At 72.0% G+C, this 20015-nt stretch carries 16 protein-coding genes; 11 read left to right on the forward strand and 5 right to left on the reverse strand.

Annotated features, from left to right (window positions below; translation table 11 throughout):
• Positions 1 to 19: 19 nt before the first annotated feature.
• The 5 genes from glf to ASG88_RS10650 all read left to right on the forward strand — a co-directional run bounded on the left by glf (position 20) and on the right by ASG88_RS10650 (position 8165).
• Complete coding sequence (glf, locus tag ASG88_RS10630; protein WP_056887361.1) at positions 20 to 1237, forward strand: UDP-galactopyranose mutase; 1218 nt, start codon at positions 20 to 22, stop codon at positions 1235 to 1237.
• Positions 1234 to 3270: a glycosyltransferase gene (locus tag ASG88_RS10635; protein ID WP_056887362.1), complete on the forward strand. Its 2037-nt coding sequence runs from the start codon at positions 1234 to 1236 to the stop codon at positions 3268 to 3270. The genes glf and ASG88_RS10635 overlap by 4 nt, the downstream gene beginning before the upstream one ends.
• Positions 3267 to 4187, forward strand: a complete 921-nt coding sequence (locus ASG88_RS10640) for an ABC transporter permease (protein WP_056887363.1) — start codon at positions 3267 to 3269, stop codon at positions 4185 to 4187. Before ASG88_RS10635 ends, ASG88_RS10640 begins: the two co-directional genes overlap by 4 nt.
• Positions 4187 to 4966 carry an ABC transporter ATP-binding protein gene (locus ASG88_RS10645; protein WP_056887364.1) on the forward strand — a complete coding sequence of 260 codons (780 nt, stop codon included), beginning with the start codon at positions 4187 to 4189 and terminating at the stop codon, positions 4964 to 4966. The genes ASG88_RS10640 and ASG88_RS10645 overlap by 1 nt, the downstream gene beginning before the upstream one ends.
• A gap of 457 nt (positions 4967 to 5423) precedes the next feature.
• Positions 5424 to 8165, forward strand: coding sequence for an FG-GAP-like repeat-containing protein (locus ASG88_RS10650; RefSeq protein WP_157559668.1), 2742 nt, complete (start codon positions 5424 to 5426; stop codon positions 8163 to 8165).
• Here the strand turns inward: ASG88_RS10650 and ASG88_RS10655 are convergent.
• Positions 8162 to 8905 carry a TIGR03089 family protein gene (locus tag ASG88_RS10655; RefSeq protein ID WP_056887366.1) on the reverse strand — a complete coding sequence of 248 codons (744 nt, stop codon included), beginning with the start codon at positions 8903 to 8905 and terminating at the stop codon, positions 8162 to 8164. The two genes, ASG88_RS10650 and ASG88_RS10655, sit on opposite strands and share 4 nt — an antisense overlap.
• Before the next feature lie 23 nt (positions 8906 to 8928).
• On the opposite strand from ASG88_RS10655, the gene ASG88_RS10660 reads away from it, so the two are divergent.
• Entirely contained in the window at positions 8929 to 10035 is a 1107-nt protein-coding gene (locus ASG88_RS10660) for a mannose-1-phosphate guanylyltransferase (RefSeq protein ID WP_056887367.1), read from the forward strand.
• 13 nt (positions 10036 to 10048) lie between these two features.
• Here the strand turns inward: ASG88_RS10660 and ASG88_RS10665 are convergent, their stop codons facing one another.
• The 3 genes from ASG88_RS10665 to cofD form a co-directional block, all read right to left on the reverse strand.
• Complete coding sequence (locus ASG88_RS10665; protein ID WP_056887368.1) at positions 10049 to 10786, reverse strand: DUF3105 domain-containing protein; 738 nt, start codon at positions 10784 to 10786, stop codon at positions 10049 to 10051.
• Positions 10787 to 10869: 83 nt separating this feature from the next.
• Positions 10870 to 11853 (reverse strand): coenzyme F420-0:L-glutamate ligase, encoded by a 984-nt coding sequence (gene cofE, locus ASG88_RS10670; protein ID WP_056887369.1) that lies wholly within the window; start codon positions 11851 to 11853, stop codon positions 10870 to 10872.
• Positions 11850 to 12845 carry a 2-phospho-L-lactate transferase gene (cofD, locus tag ASG88_RS10675; RefSeq protein WP_056887370.1) on the reverse strand — a complete coding sequence of 332 codons (996 nt, stop codon included), beginning with the start codon at positions 12843 to 12845 and terminating at the stop codon, positions 11850 to 11852. Before cofD ends, cofE begins: the two co-directional genes overlap by 4 nt.
• Positions 12846 to 13044: 199 nt before the next feature.
• On the opposite strand from cofD, the gene ASG88_RS10680 reads away from it, so the two are divergent.
• The 3 genes from ASG88_RS10680 to ASG88_RS10690 all read left to right on the forward strand — a co-directional run bounded on the left by ASG88_RS10680 (position 13045) and on the right by ASG88_RS10690 (position 17674).
• Positions 13045 to 13302 (forward strand): WhiB family transcriptional regulator, encoded by a 258-nt coding sequence (locus tag ASG88_RS10680; RefSeq protein WP_056887442.1) that lies wholly within the window; start codon positions 13045 to 13047, stop codon positions 13300 to 13302.
• Positions 13303 to 13419: 117 nt separating this feature from the next.
• Complete coding sequence (locus ASG88_RS10685) at positions 13420 to 16302, forward strand: glycosyltransferase family 2 protein (RefSeq protein ID WP_056887371.1); 2883 nt, start codon at positions 13420 to 13422, stop codon at positions 16300 to 16302.
• The gene (locus ASG88_RS10690; RefSeq protein ID WP_056887372.1) at positions 16295 to 17674 is read left to right on the forward strand and encodes a DUF5719 family protein; all 1380 of its coding nucleotides are present in this window, start codon (positions 16295 to 16297) and stop codon (positions 17672 to 17674) included. Before ASG88_RS10685 ends, ASG88_RS10690 begins: the two co-directional genes overlap by 8 nt.
• A gap of 6 nt (positions 17675 to 17680) precedes the next feature.
• Here the strand turns inward: ASG88_RS10690 and ASG88_RS10695 are convergent, their stop codons facing one another.
• Positions 17681 to 18124 (reverse strand): metallopeptidase family protein, encoded by a 444-nt coding sequence (locus ASG88_RS10695; protein ID WP_235534798.1) that lies wholly within the window; start codon positions 18122 to 18124, stop codon positions 17681 to 17683.
• A gap of 49 nt (positions 18125 to 18173) precedes the next feature.
• Here ASG88_RS10695 and ASG88_RS10700 point away from each other — a divergent pair, with 49 nt between their 5' ends.
• Together ASG88_RS10700 and ASG88_RS10705 are read left to right on the forward strand one after the other, a co-directional pair.
• Complete coding sequence (locus ASG88_RS10700) at positions 18174 to 18545, forward strand: DUF3499 domain-containing protein (RefSeq protein WP_056887374.1); 372 nt, start codon at positions 18174 to 18176, stop codon at positions 18543 to 18545.
• Between the two features lie 68 nt (positions 18546 to 18613).
• Complete coding sequence (locus ASG88_RS10705; RefSeq protein ID WP_056887375.1) at positions 18614 to 19555, forward strand: DUF1214 domain-containing protein; 942 nt, start codon at positions 18614 to 18616, stop codon at positions 19553 to 19555.
• The last annotated feature ends 460 nt before the right edge of the window (positions 19556 to 20015 follow it).

Raw genomic sequence — 20015 nt, forward strand, 5'->3', positions numbered from 1 at the left:
CGTCCAGCCCCCGCGGGGGATGCGTCCACACACAGGAGTTCTCCCCTTGTCCCAGGGATCGATCGACCAGCCCGACCTCGTCGTCGTCGGCTCCGGCTTCTTCGGCCTCACCGTCGCCGAGCGCTGCGCCTCCGAGCTCGGCCTCAAGGTGCTCGTGCTCGAGCGTCGCTACCACCTCGGCGGCAACGCCTACAGCGAGATCGACGAGGAGACCGGGATCGAGGTGCACAAGTACGGCACCCACCTGTTCCACACGTCGAACAAGCGGGTGTGGGAGTACGTCAACCGGTTCACCGACTTCACCGGATACCAGCACCGGGTGTTCGCCAAGTACCAGGGACAGGTCTACTCCTTCCCGATGAACCTGGCGCTCATCAACCAGTTCTTCGGCAAGGCGCACACCCCCGACGAGGCCCGGGCGCTCATCGCCGAGCAGTCCAGCGAGATCGCGACCGAGGACGCCACCAACCTCGAGGAGAAGGCGATCAGCCTGATCGGGCGCCCGCTCTACGAGGCGTTCGTCAAGGGCTACACCGCCAAGCAGTGGCAGACTGACCCCACCGAGTTGAGCGCGGACATCATCACGCGGCTCCCGGTGCGCTACACGTTCGACAACCGCTACTTCAACGACACCTTCGAGGGCCTGCCGGTCGATGGCTACACCGCATGGCTGACCCGGATGGCCGACCACCCCAACATCGAGGTGCGCGTCGACACCGACTGGTTCGACGTGCAGGACGAGTTCAAGGGAAAGGTCCCGGTCGTCTACACCGGCCCCGTCGACGAGTACTTCGGCAACTCCGAGGGCCGTCTCTCGTGGCGCACCGTGGACCTCGAGCAGGAGACCGTCGACGTCGACGACTACCAGGGCACCGGCGTGGTCAACGCCAACGACCAGGACGTGCCGTGGACGCGGGTGCTGGAGTTCAAGCACCTGCACCCCGAGCGCACCTACCTGCCCGGCAAGTCGATCGTGGTGCACGAGTACTCCCGCTTCGCCGAGCCCGACGACGAGCCCTACTACCCGATCAACACCGCCGAGGACCGGGCCAAGCTGCTCGCCTACCGCGACCTGGCCAAGGCCGAGCCGATGGTGCTCTTCGGCGGCCGCCTCGGCACCTACAAGTACCTCGACATGCACATGGCCATCGGGTCGGCGCTGTCGATGTTCGACAACAAGCTCAAGCCGCACTTCGCCGACGGAGAGCCGCTGACGAGCGGAGGAGTGGACGCATGACCAGCTCGACGACACGCCGTGTCCTGCAGCGGCAGATCCTGCCCATCGACGGGGACACCGACGTCTACCGCCTGTACGTCGACCCCGAGGCCGCCGTCCTCGACGCCGACAAGTACGAGGTCGGCTCCAACCGCTCGGCCCAGCAGCTCAACGCCGCCCAGATGCGGCAGTCGACCTCGACCGGGGTCTCGATCCACCCCGACCAGATCCTCGACCGCGAGGCGCTGCGGCTGCCGGCCGAGGAGCGCATCTCGTTCGGCTCCTACTTCAACGCCTTCCCTGCCAGCTACTGGCGTCGCTACACGATCGTCTCCGAGGTCGACCTGACCCTGACGGTCGAGGGCCGCGGCGCGACCGTCACCGTCTACCGCTCGATGGCCAACGGCCGCTCGCAGCGCGTGGAGACGGTCACGACCGGTGACGAGGCGTCCTCGACCTTCGACTTCGCGCTCACCCTCAAGCCTTTCGTCGACGGCGGCTGGTACTGGTACGACGTCGTGGCCGGCGACGAGGACGTGGTCATCCGCTCCGCCGAGTGGGCCGCCCAGGTGCCCGCCGACCGGGCCGAGCACGGCACGGTCGACATCTGCATCACCACGATGAACCGCCCCGACTTCGTCGCCAAGCTCATCGGCCAGCTCGGCTCCACCCCCGAGCTGCGGCCCTACCTCGACGAGGTCCTCGTCATGGAGCAGGGCACCCAGAAGATGGTGGACTCGGAGTTCTTCCCCGACGCCGCCGCCAGCCTGGGCGACACCCTGCGCGTCATCGAGCAGGGCAACCTCGGCGGCTCGGGCGGCTACGCCCGCGGCCAGCTCGAGTCGGTCCGCAAGGGCACCGCGACGTACGCGATGATGATGGACGACGACGTCATCTGCGAGCCCGAGGGCGTCATCCGCGCCGTCACCTTCGGTGACCTCGCCCGCCGCCCCACGATCGTGGGCGGCCACATGTTCAGCATCTACTCCCGCACCCGCCTCCACAGCTTCGGCGAGATCATCACGCCGTGGCGCTTCTGGTGGCTCTCGGCCCCGGGCGTGTTCGGCGACTGGGACTTCGCCGCCCGCAACCTCCGCTCCACCCGGTGGCTGCACAAGCGCATCGACGTGGACTTCAACGGCTGGTTCATGTGCCTCATCCCGCGCCAGGTGCTCGACGAGGTCGGCCTCAGCCTCCCGCTCTTCATCAAGTGGGACGACTCCGAGTTCGGCCTGCGCGCCAAGGCGGCGGGCTACCCGACGGTGACCATGCCCGGTGCTGCCGTGTGGCACATCCCGTGGACCGACAAGAACGACGCACTCGACTGGCAGGCCTACTTCCACCTCCGCAACCGCTTCGTCGCGGCGCTGCTCCACTCGCCGTACGAGCGGGGCGGCCGGATGGTGCGCGAGAGCCTCAACCACCAGATCGCCCACCTCGTCTCGATGCAGTACTCCACCGTCGAGCTGCGGCTGATGGCGCTCGAGGACGTCCTCGAGGGTCCCTACGCCCTGCACGACAAGCTGGCGACGCGGCTCGCGGAGGTCAACGCCTTCCGCAAGCAGTTCACCGACGCCCAGCTGCAGGCCGACCCGGACGCCTTCCCGCCCGTGCGCCGCCACAAGCCGCCGCGCAAGGGCAAGGACGACTCCGGCGTCCCCGGCCGGATGTCGACCCTGGTCCGGGCCGCGACCATGCCGCTGCGCCAGCTGCGGCCGGTGCGTCCGACCTCGCGCCAGCACCCCGAGGCGGAGATCCCGGCCATGGACGCCAAGTGGTACCGCATCGCGCGCTACGACTCGGCGGTCGTCTCGATGCCCGACGGCAACTCGGCCGCGCTCTACGAGCGCGACCCCGAGCGGTTCCGCGACCTGATGAAGCGCACCGCGGAGATCCACTCGCGCTTCCAGCGCGAGTGGCCGCGGCTGGCCGCGGAGTACCGCGGGGCCCTTGGTGACATCACCTCGCCGGAGGCGTGGGAGAAGACCTTCGAGCCCTGGACCGACCAGACGCCGCACGCTGACGCCACCACCACCGGACCGACGTCTGCATGAGCGGTCTCCTCACCAACGGCACCCCGGCCTCGCGGCGGCCCACCCGCGAGGAGCTCGAGGCGATGCCGCTCGTGCCCCCGGCGGCCACCGGGCTCGCCGAGGTCGTACGACGCCGCTACCTGCTGCGGATGCTGGTGCGCAACACCATCCAGTCCCGCTACCAGGGCACGGTGCTGGGCTGGCTCTGGAGCTACCTCCAGCCCGCGATCCGCTTCTGCCTGTTCTACTTCCTGTTCCAGGTGATGGTCGGGCGCGGCGGCAACATGGAGAACTTCGCCGTGCACCTCTTCGCCGGCATGGTGATGGTGCACTTCTTCACCGAGACCTTCAACGGCGGCACCCAGTCGTTGATCCAGAACCGGACGCTGATCACCAAGCTGCCCGTGCCGCGGGAGATGTTCCCGGTGTCGCGGATGCTCGTGGCCGCCTGGCACACGGTGCCGATGATCCTCATCCTGCTGTTCGTCTGCATCCTGCTGGGGTGGACGCCTGACCCGGTGGGGATGGCCGCGATGCTGCTGGGCCTGACCCTCATCGCCCTGCTGGGCCTGGCGCTGGGCCTGGTGTTCAGCGTCGCCAACGTCTTCATGCGCGACTTCGGCAAGGTGGCCCAGACGCTCACCCAGTTCACGACGTTCAGCGTGCCGATGATGTACCCGTACACCCTCGTCCAGGAGCGCTTCGGTGAGCCGATCGCGTCCTACTACCTGCTCAACCCGGTCGCGGAGGCGGTGCTCCTGGCCCAGCGCGCCTTCTGGACCGGCACGACCAGCGACCCGGCGTACACCGAGGGCCTGCACCTGCCCGACCACCTCTTCACGCGCGGGCTGATCATGACGCTCATCTCGCTGGTGTGCGTGGTCCTCGCCCAGCGGCTGTTCTCCCGGCTCGAGTCGAGGGTCCCGGAGCGCCTCTGATGACCACCATGATCCAGGTGGAGAACGCCACCAAGTCGTTCACCATGTCCTACCACCGCTCGCTCAAGCAGATCGCGATCGCCAAGGCGCGCGGGCGCAAGACCCACGACGTCTTCAACGCCGTCGACGACGTCAGCTTCACCGTCCAGGAGGGCGAGTCGGTGGGCCTGATGGGGCTCAACGGCTCCGGCAAGTCCACCCTCCTCAAGCTCATCAGCGGCGTGATGCGCCCCGACTCGGGCTCGGTGCTGACCCGCGGCCGGATCGCCGGCCTGATCGCCACCGGCGCGGGCTTCGACCCGCAGCTCACCGGGCGCGACAACCTCTACCTCAACGCCGCCATCCTGGGGATGTCGCGGGCCGAGACCGACCGCAAGTTCGACGAGATCGTCGACTTCGCCGACCTCGGCAAGTTCCTCGACACCGAGGTCGCCTACTACAGCTCCGGCATGAAGGCGCGCCTCGGCTTCGCGGTGGCGATCAACGTCGACGCCGACATCTTCATCGCCGACGAGGCGCTCGCGGTGGGGGACCGGCCCTTCAAGCGCAAGTGCAAGAGGCGCATGGACGAGATCGTGAAGTCCGGCGTGACGATGTTCTACGTCTCGCACGCCCCCGGCTCGGTGCGCAACCTGTGCAGCCGGGTCCTGGTGCTCGACCACGGCAAGCTCACCTTCGACGGTGACGTCGACGAGGGCATCGCGTTCCTCCACTACGACGACGAGGACGAGGACGACAAGAGCCGCGGGGCCGACGACGGGCTCGGCGCCGACATCTGAGGTCGGTGGCCCGACCGCCCGCTGCCCGCACGCCCGGTGGCAGCTGGCGGCGTACGACGTGCTGGTCGCKGCGGGGGTTGTCGTCTCCCGCCAGTCTCGGGTCAGAGTGTCCAGACGGACCCGAGACAGAACCGGGCATCCCGCCACAGTTGCGGGGTCTGTCGTCTGCCGCCAGTTACGCGCCACAGCCAGCGTGCTCGGGCCTGACCGTGCCTGGCGGCGTACGACGTGCTGGTCGCKGCGGGGGTTGTCGTCTCCCGCCAGCTGCCCGGGAGGGCGCCCTGACTGCGCGATTTCACTGCGCCACGCCCGCACGGAGTTGACAATTGTGGAAGTCGTCGGCGTGTCGACTGGAAATTACACGATTGTAGTTACTCACGAAACCTAGCGAACCAGTGTGACTGGTGTGAAAGTTGCCTTCTTGTGTGACCTTCCCCGCGCACTGGAGTAGCCACTTATGCGTCTTGTCCAAGCCCGTTTCATCACCGCGTGCCAGCAGATGTTGGCCCTCGGTGTGGTCCTTGCCGTCCTCACCCCGGCCTCGGGGGTGATCTCCCTCGACATCGTCGGCCAGCACCCCGGTGCGGCCGGCTCGGGGGGCCCCGCGGTCATCTCCGGCGCCCTGCGCTCGGCCACCGTGCCGACCGCGGCGGTCGAGTCCAGCGTCACCGAGGTCCCGCTCACGACCAGCACCGGCAACGCCCGGTCGCTGGCCGGCGAGACCGTGGTCGGCGGCTCGGTGACGAGCAACCGCGTCACGAGCCTGCCCCAGGACGTGACGGGCTACGGCGCCGTCGGTGTCACCTGGGCCCACGGCGAGGAGCTGGAGGAGGAGCAGATCGCCCTGCAGGTGCGCACCCGTGAGGGCGACACCTGGAGCGACTGGGCCGACCTGGAGTACCACGACGACCACGCCCCCGACGCCGGTAGCCCCGACGCCGCCACGTCGCGTCCCGGCACCGACCCGCTGATCATCGGCGACGTCGACGCCGTCCAGATCAAGGCCAGCTCGGACGACGCCCTCCCTGACGACCTCTCCATGGCCGTCGTCGAGCCGGGCCGGGCCGAGGCCACCGAGAGCGAGACCCCGGCCGTCGGTGGGGAGACCGCCGAGGGCGACGAGGACACGTCGTACGACGAGGAGTTCGAGGAGCGCGGCGAGCAGTCAGGTGAGCAGTCCGGCGAGATCACCCTGCAGGCCGCCCGCAAGGCCGCCCAGCCGACGATCTTCAGCCGCGCCCAGTGGGGCGCCGACGAGTCGATCCGCAACAAGGGCGCCCTGCGCTACGGCTCGATCAGCGCCGGCTTCGTGCACCACACGGTCAACGCCAACGACTACACCGAGGCGCAGGTGCCGGGGATCCTCCGCAGCATCTACGCCTACCACGTGAAGTCCCGCGGGTGGAGCGACATCGGCTACAACTTCCTCGTCGACCGCTTCGGCCGGATCTGGGAGGGCCGCTACGGCGGCATCGACAAGGCCGTCGTCGGCGCCCACACACTGGGCTACAACGACTACGCGTTCGCGATGTCGGCGATCGGCAACTTCGACGTGGTCCAGCCGCCCGAGGTGATGCTCCAGGCCTACGGCGCCCTCTTCGCGTGGAAGCTCGGCCTGCACGGGGTCAACCCCGCCTCGATGTCACAGCAGGTGGGCCGGACGAAGTTCGCGGCCATCAACGGCCACCGAGACGCCGGCTCGACCGCGTGCCCGGGTCGCTACCTCTACGCCAAGCTCGCCAACATCAGGGCGTACGCCGTCGCGGGCGGCACGCCTGCGCCGCCGCCGCCGCCGGCGCCCACGACGGTCAAGATCGGCGAGCCCGCACCCCAGTCCAACCTGGCGGGCGCGGCGTACCCCGACCTCGTCGTCCGCCGCGCCGGCGACGGCCGCGGCTTCATCGTCCCCACCGGGGGTCTCACGGCCTTCGCGAAGGCGGCCACCGTCTCGACCAAGGGCTGGAAGGACAAGCAGGACGTGCTCGTCACGCCCGACGTCACCGGTGACGGGGTCGTCGACCTGGTCTCCACCAGCAAGAAGGGCGTGCTCCGGATCCGGCCCGGCAAGGGCAAGGCACGCTTCAAGGCGACCTCCAAGGTCATCACGTCGACCCGTGGCCACACCCTGATGACCGCGGTCGGCGACCTCGACAGGGATGGCCGCAACGACCTCGTCGCCCGCCACAAGGGCAAGCTCGTCGCACTCATGGGTGCGCCGAAGGGTGGCTTCAAGCGGGTCGTCCTGGGCAAGGGGATGGGCAGCTACGTGCAGTTCATCGGCGCCGGCGACCAGAACGGTGACGGCAACGTCGACCTCCTCGCCCGCAACGGCAGGGGCCTCATGCTCTTCAAGGGCAAGGGCAACGGTCGCTTCGGTGCCCGGACCGCCGTCCCCGGCTCGTGGGGGGTCTACAACCGGATCACCAGCGGCGCCGACTTCAATGGCGACGGCCGCCTCGACCTCGTCGCACGGCGTACCAAGGGTGCGGTCTTCATCCTCCCGTCCTCGGGTACCGGCACCTTCGGGACGCCGGTCGGACCGGCCACCAACGTGCGCTCGCTGCGCTCGATGACCGGCGCCGGCAACCTGGTGGGAGACGCCGCCCCCGACCTCGTCGGCGTCAAGGACAACAACCTCGTCGTGATCGCCAACCGGGGCACCTTCGACCTGGGGGCACCGATCGACACCGGGGTCTCCTTCGCGGGCGCCGACACGCTCCTCAACGTGGGGGACTGGGACCGCGACGGCAAGGGCGACGTGATCGCCCGCGCTGCCGACGGCAGCCTCAACCTCTACCGCGGCAACGGTGCCGGCGGGCTGAACCCGCCGGTCGTGGTCGGGAGGGGCTTCGGGGGCATCACCTTCGCCCCGGCCGGTGACGTGACCGGCGACGGCTTCCCCGACCTCCTCGGCACCCCGGCCAGCGGCAAGCTCATGGTCTACGCCGGCACAGGCACCGGCGTCGCGGCCGGCCAGCAGGTGGCGGGACGCAAGGTCAGCCTCGCGGGGCTGCCCAGCGACCTCTCGGCCTTCGACTGGGTCTTCAGCGTCAGCGACATCCGGGCCAAGGGACGCGGCGACTACATCGTGCGGCGGGCCGGCACGGGCGACGTCTACCTCTACACCGGCACGAGCGGCAAGGTCGCCGCCCCGCGCTACCTCGGCGGAGGGATGGAGGGCTTCGACCTGGCCGGCTAGGGAGCCGGTCGGGCCTCCGGGTCCCCGGCCCGGTGGGTGGCACGCTCCGCGGCGTACGTCGCGTCGAGCCGCTCCGGGTCCGGGTTCCGGACCAGGACCAGCGAGCCGCCGCGTACGAGCGGCTCGGTGAAGGTGGCGACTCCCGGTGGGGAAGCCGGATTCGCCATCGAGAAGAGACGGCCGCCGTCGGTGAGGAGACTCCCGGCGGCGGCCGACTCCATGAGCGCTCCCTGGGTGGCATCGCCGTAGGCGCCGTCGGTGGCGGCGTCCCGCACGGTCGGCGGGTCCCACGGGGCGAAGGCGTCGGGCTGGGACCAGATCTCCAGGCCGACGTCGTGCACCCCGGCCGGGACGGGCGTGGCGAAGCGGACGCCCAGCGGCAGCAGGCTGCAGGCGAGGACCACGAGGTCGTCACCCCGCGCGGCCCACTCCTCGAGGTCGTCGGGACCGCAGACCACCGCGTCGGGGTCGTCGTCCGACGTCACGACCAGGCCGACCGTCCAGGCGGCCCCCAGGAACACCGGGGACAGCCAGTGGGTCGGCAGGTCGATGCGCAACCGCATCCCGCGCTCGAGGTCGCCCTCCTCGACGAGGAGGCTGGCGGCCTTGGCCACCCAGTTGGCGTACGTCGTCACCGACAGCTCGACACGCTCGCCCGTCGCGTGGTCGTACCAGGTCACGAGCGGGCGGCCCGGGTCGCGGCGCAGCTGGGCGCGCAGGGTGGCGTCGAAGGTGGTCACGGCGGCAGCCTAGGCTCCGGCCCATGACCCAGACGCCCCAGCCGTCCCAGCCGTCGGGCCCGAGCATCGACCACTTCTGGGCCGTCGTGCCCGCGGGCGGGGCCGGCACCCGGCTCTGGCCGCTCTCGCGGTCGTCGTCGCCGAAGTTCCTGCACGACCTCACCGGCACCGGCCGCACGCTCATCCAGGCCACCCACGACCGGCTGGCGCCGCTCGTGCAGGACCGCATCCTCGTGGTGACCGGCCGCGCGCACCGCGACACGGTGCTCGAGCAGCTCGACGTGCCGGCGGACGCAGTGCTGGCCGAGCCGTCGGCCCGCGACTCGATGGCCGCCATCGGCCTCGCCGCCGCGCTGCTGGAGCGCCGTGACCCCGACGCCGTCATGGGGTCCTTCGCCGCCGACCACGTGATCAGCGAGCCCGCGGTCTTCCACGCGGCGGTCGCGAGCGCCGTCGACGCGGCCCGGGCCGGGTGGCTGGTCACGATCGGGATCGAGCCGACGCACCCCGCCACCGGCTTCGGCTACATCGGTGCCGGCGACGAGGTGGACGGGGTGCCCGGGACGCGGGTGGTGCGCGAGTTCGTCGAGAAGCCCGACGCCGACGTGGCGGCGACGTACGTCGCGGACGGCTACCGGTGGAACGCCGGGATGTTCATCGTGCGACCGACCGTGCTCCTCGACCTGCTGGCGGAGTCGGACCCGGGCTTCGCGGCGGCGTTGCGAGCCATCGCCGCCGACCCGTCGACCCTGGAGGACGTCTGGGAATCGCTGCCGCGGATCGCGGTCGACCACGCCGTCGCCGAGCCCGCGGCGGCCGCCGGGCGCGTCGCCGTGGTCGCGGGGCGGTTCGGCTGGGACGACGTGGGCGACTTCGCCTCCCTGCGCTCGCTGCTGCCCGCCGCCGACGGCGAGCCCGTCGTGCTGGGCGACCGCGACCGGGTGCGCGCCATCGACAGCTCGGGGCTCGTGGTCCCGGCCGGCGACCGGGTCGTGGCGGTGGTCGGGCTCGAGGACGTCGTGGTGGTCGACACCGGAGACGCCCTGCTGGTCACCACGCTGGCCCGCGCCCAGGACGTGAAATCGATCGTGGCCGCCCTCAAGGAGGACGGCCACGTCGGTCTGACCTGAGGGGAGCGGGCCGTCAGAGGACGGTCGGCTCCGGGGAGTCCATGTAGGGGTACTGCTCCATGAACGCGTCGAGCGCCTCGCCGCTGGGGGCGGAGCAGTACTGGAACACGCCCACCTGCTCGCCACCCTCGCCGGCTGCCTCGCCGCCGACCGACCAGTGGGTCATCGCGACGTGCTGGCCCGAGGGGAACGGGTCGCCGTCCTCCGAGGTCCACGGCACGGCCTTGAACTTGTCGCGCAGGTTGGTGGTGCTCGACTTCTTGGAGGCGATGCCGCGCAGGTCGTCCATCATCGCGTCGCTCCCGGCGACCGTCTCGTCGTACCAGAGGATCGTGTAGCCGTGCTCGAGGTTGTGCACGAGCTCGCCGACGTCGGGCCGGTCGGACTCGTTGTAGAGCTTGCGCTCGATGCCGTCCCACACGTTGTAGTGCTGGCCGAAGGCCGGGGGCGAGTCCTCGAACTGGAGGGGGGTGCCGGGCTCGACGTGGTCCTGGCCGCCGGTGGCCTTCTTGGTCGTGATCTCGCCGCAGTCCGAGGCGGGGGCGCCGATGGCCTCGATGGCCTGGGAGTCGAAGGACCGCAGGTCCCACCAGTTCTTGATCGGCTGGTAGGCCGCCGCACCGATGATGACCAGCGCCACCAGGATGCTCGCCCCGACGAGGGCGAAGCCGCGGCGCTTCTCGGTGCCCGCCTGCTTCTTGCGGATGGAGTCGATGACCGCCTGACGGTCGGTCCTGTCCTTCTTGCTCACGGCGCGGTGTCTCTCGGATCGGGGACTGGGCTCCGCGCCGGGGCGCTCGTGTGCAGCGCTCCGGCGGGGGTCGGGGGCAGAGTCTACGGAGTGGCGGGTGACACGGTGGCCACCACGTCGGAATCGCCGGCCCGCCACCCGTCCACCGTCCAGCCGTGGGCGAAGCACACGGCGGTCACGGCGGTGCGGTCGGCAGCGCCGCCCAGCCCCAGCTCGTAGGACGTGGGGTCGCCGTCGATCGCGGCGAGGGTCGTTCGTCCCGTCCGGTGGACCCGCTCGATCGCCGCGACCAGCTCATCGGGGAGGACCGGAGCGCCGAACGGGCGGCGGTCCTCCGGGTGCCCGGCCAGGGCCCGGACGACGGCCTCACGGGCGCCGTAGCCGAACATGTCCGCTCCCTCGGCTCGCACCAGGCGGACGGCCCCGGTGCCGTGGTCCCCGGCGTCCAGCACCAGGTCGGCCCGACCTCGGACCACGGCGACGGGACGGCCCGCGAGCTTGCCCTGGGCGAGCTCCGCGGCTCCGGCGATCTCGTCCGCCACGGCGGGCAACGTCACCGCCAGCGGGTTGCCGTAGGGGTCCTCGCGCCCGCAGAAGTCCTCGGCGACGACCAGTCCGGCGGCGCCGATCGCGATGTCGGTCTGGCCCTCGCGCCACGCCCGGCCTGCCGTGTCGGTGATGACCACGCCCACGTTGGCGCCGGTGAGCTCGAGGAGCGCGGAGCGCAGCCCCCGCGCGCTGGCGTCGGGGTCGAGCGGCAGCAGCGCGACCTGCCCGAGCCCGACGTTGGAGGCGTCGATGCCGGCCGCGGCCATGGTGAGCCCCAGCCGGTTGCGCACGATGAGGGTGGGGCCCCGGGTGGCGACGACCCGGACGGTCTCCTCCGCCAGCGCCTCACCGCGATCGCCCGGCCGGACCCGGCCCTCGGCCTTGCTGACGACCTTGCTGGTGACCACCACCACGTCGCCGTCGGCGAGCTCGGTGACGGCGGTGATGACGCGGGCCAGATCGGTGTCGACGGTGATCTCGGGCAGCCCGTCCGGCGCGGTGACCTCGAGCCGGCTCACCGGACGAGCCCGACGGCGGCCGCCGCCATCGCCGCGGTCGCGTCGTCGTCGACCATCATGAGCGGCACCGCCTCGCAGGCGATCCCGGCCTCGCGGACCGAGGCCACGTGGTGGGCGTCGCGGGTGTCGACCAGCCAGCCGTCGAGCAGGCCGCCGTCGCGGCGGCTGCCGTAGTGGCGGGCGACGGCGCCGGCGGTGACCTCGACCCCGATGGCGGTGAGGACCTGGTGGGCCATGCCCCGGACGTGGGTGTCGCCGACGATGGGGGAGAGGCCCACCACGGGCGCGGGGGTGGCGGCGACGGCCTCGCGGATCCCGGGGACGCCGAGGATCGTGCCGACGCTGACGACCGGGTTGGAGGGGGGCAGCACGAGGAGGTCGGTGTCCGCGATGGCCTCGAGCACGCCGGGACCGGGGCTGGAGGCGTCCAGGCCGACCACGACGACGGCCTCGGCCGGCACCTGGGCGCGCAGGCGCACCCAGTACTCCTGGAAGTGCACGACGCGTCGACCGCTCGGCTCGTCGGGATCGGCGACGGCGATGTGGGTCTCGACCCGGTCGTCGGTCATCGGGAGCAGCCGGACGCCGGGCTGCCAGCGCCGGCACAGGGCGGCGGTCACCTCGGAGAGCGGGTAGCCCGCGTCGAGCATCTGGGTGCGGACGAGGTGGGTCGCGATGTCGCGGTCGCCGAGGCCGAACCACGTGGGCTCCACGCCGTACGCCGCGAGCTCCTCCTTGGTGCTCCACGTCTCGTCCCGGCGTCCCCACCCGCGACCGGGGTCGATGCCGTCGCCGAGGGTGTACATGACAGTGTCGAGGTCGGGACAGACCTTCAGGCCGTGGACCCAGATGTCGTCGGCGGTGTTGGCCACCACGGTGACCTCCGCGTCGGGGGCCACGCCGGGCAGCGCCCCGGTACGGATCCCGTGGAGCAGGCCACGCACGAACGTCGCTCCGCCCATACCACCGGAGAGCACGGAAATCTTCTGCATGCGAATACCTTGCCCTACCGCCGATCGCCCGTTCGGGGGACCTCATGGCCCGTTCGGGCCATATCAGATCTGGGCTTGACTTCAGGTGTACGACAGGCATGTAATTCCCACAGTGTTCTTCACCGTCGGCGGCAGGTCTCGAACCGGCTTCCGCGGGGGGACGAAGAGCTCCATCACCAGGGTCGAAAGGGCGAAAGCCATGAGAGCAGAACTGTTTCTCCTCGAGCCGGACGCCGAAGAGCAGGGTTGGCAGGACCGCGCCCTGTGCGCGCAGACCGACCCGGAGGCCTTCTTTCCGGAGAAGGGCGGATCCACCAGGGAGGCCAAGAAGGTCTGCCTGACCTGCGAGGTGCGGGACGACTGTCTCGAGTCCGCCTTGATGAACGACGAACGCTTCGGGATCTGGGGCGGCCTCTCCGAGAGGGAGCGCCGCAAGCTCAAGAAGCGCGCAGTCTGATGCACGAGGCGCCACGGGCCCGCTGATCCAGCGGGCCCGCCGCGCATTTCGGGGCGGCCCCGCCCGTCGTCCGCACGACGTTTTCGGGCCTCACCGAGCCCTCGCTAGGGTGCTCCGGTGACCGTCACAGTGCTCCTCGTCAGCCATGACGGGGCCCGGTGGCTGCCGGCGGTCCTCGAGGGCCTGGAGGCCCAGACCCGCCCCGTCGACCGCGCCATCGCCGTCGACACGGCCAGCAGGGACGGCAGCGCCGACCTGCTCCGCGGGCTCCTGCACGACGAGTCCGTGCTCGAGCTGCCCGGCTCGACGAGCTATCCCGAGGCCGTCGCCCACGCCCTGGACCAGGTGCCCGAGGTGGAGGACGAGTGGGTCTGGCTGCTCCACGACGACAGCCGGCCCGCCCCCGACGCGCTCGAGCAGCTGCTGCGGGCCGCCGAGGAGCACCCCGAGGCAGCGATCCTCGGGCCCAAGCTGCGGGAGTGGCCCTCGCTCAAGCGCCTGCTGGAGGTCGGCCTGACCATCACCGGCACGGGCCACCGCGAGACCGGCCTCGAGCGCGGCGAGTACGACCAGGGCCAGCACGACGAGGTCCGTGAGGTCCTCGCCGTCAACACCGCGGGCATGCTCGTACGCCGCAGCGTCCTGACCGGGCTGGGTGGTCTGGACCTCCAGCTGCCGATCTTCGGCAACGACATCGACTTCGGCTGGCGGGCCGCCGAGGCCGGCCACACCACGATCGTGGTGCCCGCGGCCGTGGTCTTCCACGCGGAGGCGGCCCACCGCGGTGTACGTCGTACGCCCCTGACCGGTCGCCACACGCACTACCAGGAGCGGCGCGCGGCGCTGCTGACGATGCTCGCCAACGCCACCCCGCGCCGGCTGCCGTGGCAGGTCGTGCGGCTGTTCCTCGGGTCGCTGCTCCGGGTGCTCGGCTTCCTCGTCGTGCGCTCGGTGGGGGAGGCCCTCGACGAGCTCGCCGCCGTGCTGTCCGTCTACTCCCGGCCCCGCCAGGTGCTGGCGGCGCGCCGGACCCGCGCCGCGCGACGCACCGGCGACCCCCACGACGTACGCCGCCTGCTGGCCCCGCCGTGGCTGCCCTACCGGCACGGTCTCGACTTCGTCACCGACCTGGCGGCCGCCGCGACCAACCAGGCCCAGGACGTCGCCGAGCGCCGCAGGGCGGTCCGGGCGGAGCAGCAGCTGGCCGCCCAGCCGGCGTCGCGTGACCGGGACCGCCGCGACGAGGACGACGAGGAGGCCTACCTCCAGGACAGCGGCCTCGTGGTGCGGTTCCTCACCAACCCGGTCGCGGTCGTGCTGGCGCTCTTCGCGATCCTCGCGGTGGTCGGCGCGCGGACGGCGTTCGGCTCGATCACCGGTGGCGCCCTGTCGCCGGTGCCCGCAGACGTGGCCGAGTGGTGGCAGCTGCACCTGCACACGTGGCACCCGCTCGGGTCGGGCACCGACGTCCCCGCGCCGGCGTACGTCCTCCCGTTCGCCTTCGTCGCCAGCCTGGTGGGCGGGCCGGGGGTCGTGGTCTCGGCGCTCATGCTCCTGGCCGTCCCCTTCGCGGCGTGGGGGGCGTGGCGGCTGCTGACCGTCGTCGGCCACCTCGTCGACACCCGCGACATGCCGCGCTGGCTGCACGTGTGGGGCGCGGTGACCTACGGCCTGGTCCCGGCCACGTCCGGCGCGTGGGGCGAGGGCCGCTTCGGCACCGTTGCCGTGGCCGCGTTGCTGCCGTGGACCGCCCACGCCGCCCTCGGCTTCGCCGACCCCGACCGCGACCGCCGCTGGCGGGCCGCATGGCGGACGGCGCTGCTCGTCGCCCTCGGTGCGGCCTTCGTGCCCGGGGTGTGGCTCTTCGCGGTCCTGGCCGCGGGGGTCGTGCTCGGCGTGGCCGCCTTCATCTCCCCACGACTGCTCAAGGACCGGCACAGCTGGGGGCCGCCGGTCGTGGCCCTGGCGATGGTGCCGGTGCTGCTCGCGCCGTGGATCGTGCCGCTCGTCACGACCGGGTCGGCCGAGGGGCTGCTCCTCGAGGCCGGTCGGCTCCCCGGTGACCGGGTGGACGTCGTCGGCCTGCTGACCGGCCGCCTCGGCGACCTCGGTGCGCCGTGGTGGCTGGGCGCCCTGCTGGGACTGCTCGCGATCCTCGCGCTGCTGCCGCGCTCGACGCGGGTGCCGGTGCTGGCGTGCTGGCTGGTCGCGCTGGCCGCCGCCGTCGTGGTGGCCGGCCTCGGCTTCGTCACCCTCGAGCTGCCGGCGATCCGCACCCGTCCGAGCCTCGGGCTCTTCGTCGTCATCCTCCAGGGGCTGGCCGTCATCGCCACCGTCCTGGGCGCGGAGGCCTACCTGCAGCGCCTCCACGACGGCCGGCGGCACGCGCTGTGGCAGCGCGTCCTGGCCGGTCTGCTCGCCGCCGTCGCCGCGATCGTCCCCATCGGGGGCCTCGTCTGGTGGCTCGCCAACCCCGACGGGCACGCGCTCACGCGTGAGGAGCCCGCCGTGGTCCCGGCCTACATGGAGCAGAGCTCGCTGCTGGGCGACGAGCACGGCGTGCTGGTCCTGCGCGGCTCGGTCGACGAGGGCATCGACTACCGCATCCTGCGCGGTGACGGCGTCACGCTCGGCGAGGACGAGGTGCTCGCCCTTGCCGACGAGGACGTGGAGCTGACCCGGCAGGTGACCGAGCTCGTCTCGGCGCCGACCGGCGAGCTCGTGGAGTCGCTGGCCCGCGCCGGCATCGAGTACGTCGTCCTGCCGTCGCCCGCGGACGGCACCATCGCCGCCGGCCTCGACGCCACCGCCGGGTTGGACCAGGCCAGTGCCGAGGACCGGTCCACCCGGGCCTGGCGCGTCGACCGGCCGCTGTCCGCCGAGGGGATCGAGGGCCGCACCACCTGGCCGCGCCTCCTGCTGCTGGTGGTGCAGGTCGCCGCCCTCCTGCTCGTCCTCGTCCTGGCCGCTCCCACCGTGAGGAGGGGTCGCGATGACTGACTCCAGGTCGAGACCGGGCCGTCGCGCTGCACCGTCCGGGCCGGCCCGTCGGGCAGGTCCCCTGGACGTCCTCGCGATCGTCATCCCGCTGCTGACGGTGGGGGCCATCAGCCTGGTCAGTCCCGTCGTCGACGACACGACCACCCGGCCCCCGGCCGAGGTGTCGCTCACGCGCACCACGCTGGTGTGCCCCGCCGCACTCCCGGGCGCCGGCACCGTCTCGGTCGCGAGCGCGACCGGCGGGAGCGGCGAGGTCACCACCCGGCTGCCGGCGGAGGACACCCTCGCCCTCGACGGCACCGCGCGCGTCGCCACCGGCAGGCCGGTGGTGCTCCAGGCCGACGGTGAGCTCGCCGCAGGGCTCGTCGCCGGCCGGTACGGCGAGGGCACCGCGACGTCGTGCGACCTGCCGAGCCCGGAGCAGTGGTTCACCGGGGTGGGTGCCTCGGCCGAGCACGCCTCGGTCCTCGAGCTCACCAACCCCGACCGCGGACCGGCGGTCGCCGACGTGGCCGTGCTGGGTCCCGACGGCCCGGTCGACGTCCCCGCGATGCGCGGCGTCACCGTGCCCGGGGGGCGCACGGTGCGCTTCGACCTCGCCGCCGTCGTGCCCGACCGGTCCGACCTCAGCCTGCGCGTGGTGGTCTCCCGCGGGCGGCTCGGCGCCCATGTCGTCGACCTGGTGGACGAGCTGGGTCGGGGCGCCCGCAGCCGTGACTGGTTGCCGCCGCAGGCCGCCCCCGCCACGACGTCGTACGTCGTCGGCCTCGGCGGCAAGCCCGGAGACCGGGTGCTGGCCGTGGCCAACCCCGGCGACGACGAGGTGCGGGTGGCGCTGCGCGTGGTGACCCAGGAGAGCGAGTTCACGCCGTCGCGGCTCGAGGAGCTGACGGTCCCCCCGGGCGCCACCACCAGCGTCGACCTGACCGGCGTGCTCCAGGGCAACGCCGCGCGCGGGGCGATCGGGCTCCGGCTCGACTCGTCGCTGCCGGTGACCGCGTCGCTGCGCACCCTGGCGTCGGGCGACCTGTCGCACGCCGTCGCTGGCGCGCCGCTCGACGACCGGGCCGCCCTGACCCTGCCGCGCGGTCCGGCGCGGCTGGTCCTCGCCGGCGCCGACCGGGCGGGGGTGGTGACCTACACGCTGCGCGACCAGCGGGGGCGCGAGGTGGCCCGGGAGCGGGTCGCGGTCGGTCCCGGCGTCTCGCCGCGCATCAAGCTGGACCCGGACGGCACCCAGCTCGACCTGGTCGTCCAGCGGACCACCGTGGTGGCCGCCGTGGAGGTCGGACCCCCCGGCCTGGCGGTGGTCCCGCTGACGCCGCTGGTGCTGCAGGGCCTCGTCGCCGACGTCCGCCCGTCGCTGCGTTAGTGGTGGCTAGCCGAGCTGGTCGCCGTACCGCGGGTCGACGTCCTCGGGCGGCAGGCCGAGGAGCTCGGCGACCTGCTCGACCACGACGGTGAGCACCATCGCCTCGAGGTCGTCGCGGCCCTCGCACCGGTGCTCGATCGGCCGCCGGAAGAGCACCAGCCGGGTGGGGTCACCACCCGTGCCGCGCACCAGCGAGGACAGCGGCACCGTCTCGTCGCCCCAGTCGTCCGGGAGCATCGGAGCGTCCTCCACGGCGTACTCCACCAGCCCGAGCCGCTCCTGCCACCGCTCGTCGACCTCGGTGACGATGCCGAGCACGAGGTCGTCGAAGCGCTCGCGCGCCGTGCGCACCGCCGGCTCGCCCAGCCGTGCGGGCATCACGCCGGGCCCGCGCATGCCTCGGCCGCGCCGGTCTCGGGTCACGCGACGGCGGGGGAGCACCTCATCCATGCCGCGAGCCTAATCACGAGGCACCCGAGCGGCGGGTAGCGTCTGGCGGGTGAGCCTCAGCCGTCGTTGTTCCCGCACTGCCTGCGGTCGCACTGCGGTCAACACGCTCACCTACGTGTACGCCGACCAGACGGCCGTCCTGGGCCCGCTCGCGACGTACGCCGAGCCGCACGCCTACGACCTGTGCGACCTGCACAGCGAGCGGCTCTCGGCCCCCCGCGGCTGGGAGGTGCTGCGCCTGGCGCCGGACCCGTCCACCCGTGGCCCGTCCTCCGACGACCTGCTCGCGCTGGCCGACGCCGTCCGCGAGGCCGCCCGTCCGATCGAGCGCCCCCTGCCGCCGCGTCCGGTCGACCACGGGGGCGACGACCCGCGCAACGGCACCAAGCGCGGTCACCTCCGCGTGCTCAGCAACGACTGACCGCGCTGTCTCCAGGCTCACCCGTATGAGGTGAGCCGGTCCGTGCGGGCGAACAGCACGCTCGGGAGATGTCGCAACCCAAGGTCAACGCCGACAACTTCGCCCGTGCCGAGACCCACCGGATGCTGGCCGACCTGCAACGCGACGCCGGAGGGATCAATCGCCTCCTGCACCACAGGGAGGCCGCGTCGGTCGACAAGCAGACCGTGATCCGGCTCAACCGGGACACGCTCTACAGCTTCGCGATCGTCGACCTGTCCGACGGCGCGCGGCTCACCGTGCCCGACGCCGGTGAGCGCTACCTCTCGGTGATGGTGGTCAACGAGGACCACTACATCAACCAGGTCTTCCACGACCCCGGCACCTACGACCTCGGTGTCGATGAGGCGGGCAGCCGGTACGTCGCTGTCGCCGCCCGCACCCTCGTCGACCCCCGCGATCCCGCCGACCTCGCGGCCGTCGCCGCGGTCCAGGACCAGCTGGGCATCGAGGCCGGTGCCGGCGACCCGTTCGTGATGCCCGACTACGACACCGACAGCCTCGACCGCACCCGTCGGGCCCTGCTGTCCCTCGCCGCCGACCAGGAGTCCTTCGCGCGCAGCTTCGGACGCAAGGAGGACGTCGACCCCGTGCACCACCTCATCGGCACCGCCGCCGGCTGGGGTGGCCTCCCCGACGCCGAGGCCGCCTACGTCGGCGTGACTCCCGGTCTGCCGGTGGGGGAGTACGAGCTCACCGTGGGCGACGACGTCCCGGTCGACGGGTTCTGGTCGATCTCGGTCTACAACGCCGACGGCTTCTTCGAGCCCAACCAGCAGGGTGCCTACAGCGTCAACAACATCACCGCTGCCCGCGACGAGGATGGCAGCGTGACCGTCCGCTTCGGTGGCGAGGGCGAGAACTCCCTGCCCATCACCGACGGCTGGAACTACCTGGTCCGGCTCTACCGCCCCCGCCCCGAGATCCTGAGCGGCGACTGGACCTTCCCCACGCTGCGTTCCGCTCGCTGAGGCGGGCGTCCGGGGCTCGCCTGCCGGCGATCCCGTGCCCTCGGTGGTTGAGGTGCGAGCGSAGCGAGCCTCGAAACCCCGCCACCCACGCGTTCGGGACCGTGCTCTCTGTGGTCGATGTGCGAGCAGCGCGGGCCCCTCGAGACCCTGTCATCCGCCCGGCCGGGACGGCGCTTTCGGTGGTTGAGGTGCGAGCGSAGCGAGCCTCGAAACCMCGCCACCYACSCGKTCGGGACCGTGCTCTCGGTGGTTGAGGTGCGAGCGCAGCGAGCCTCGAAACCCTGTCATCCGCCCGGCCGGGACGGYGCTYTCGGTGGTTGAGGTGCGAGCCTCGAAACCACGCCGGCCCTGGGTCCGTGAAMGTCGTCGAAAGTCGTGTCCACCATCCGGTCAGAACGGGTCTTCGTGGCCTCTGATTGTCGGTGGTCCCTGATTGGCTTGGGTCATGTCATCGATCACC

Origin of the sequence: Nocardioides sp. Soil777, assembly GCF_001428425.1 — a bacterium.
Taxonomy (GTDB): domain Bacteria; phylum Actinomycetota; class Actinomycetes; order Propionibacteriales; family Nocardioidaceae; genus Nocardioides; species Nocardioides terrigena.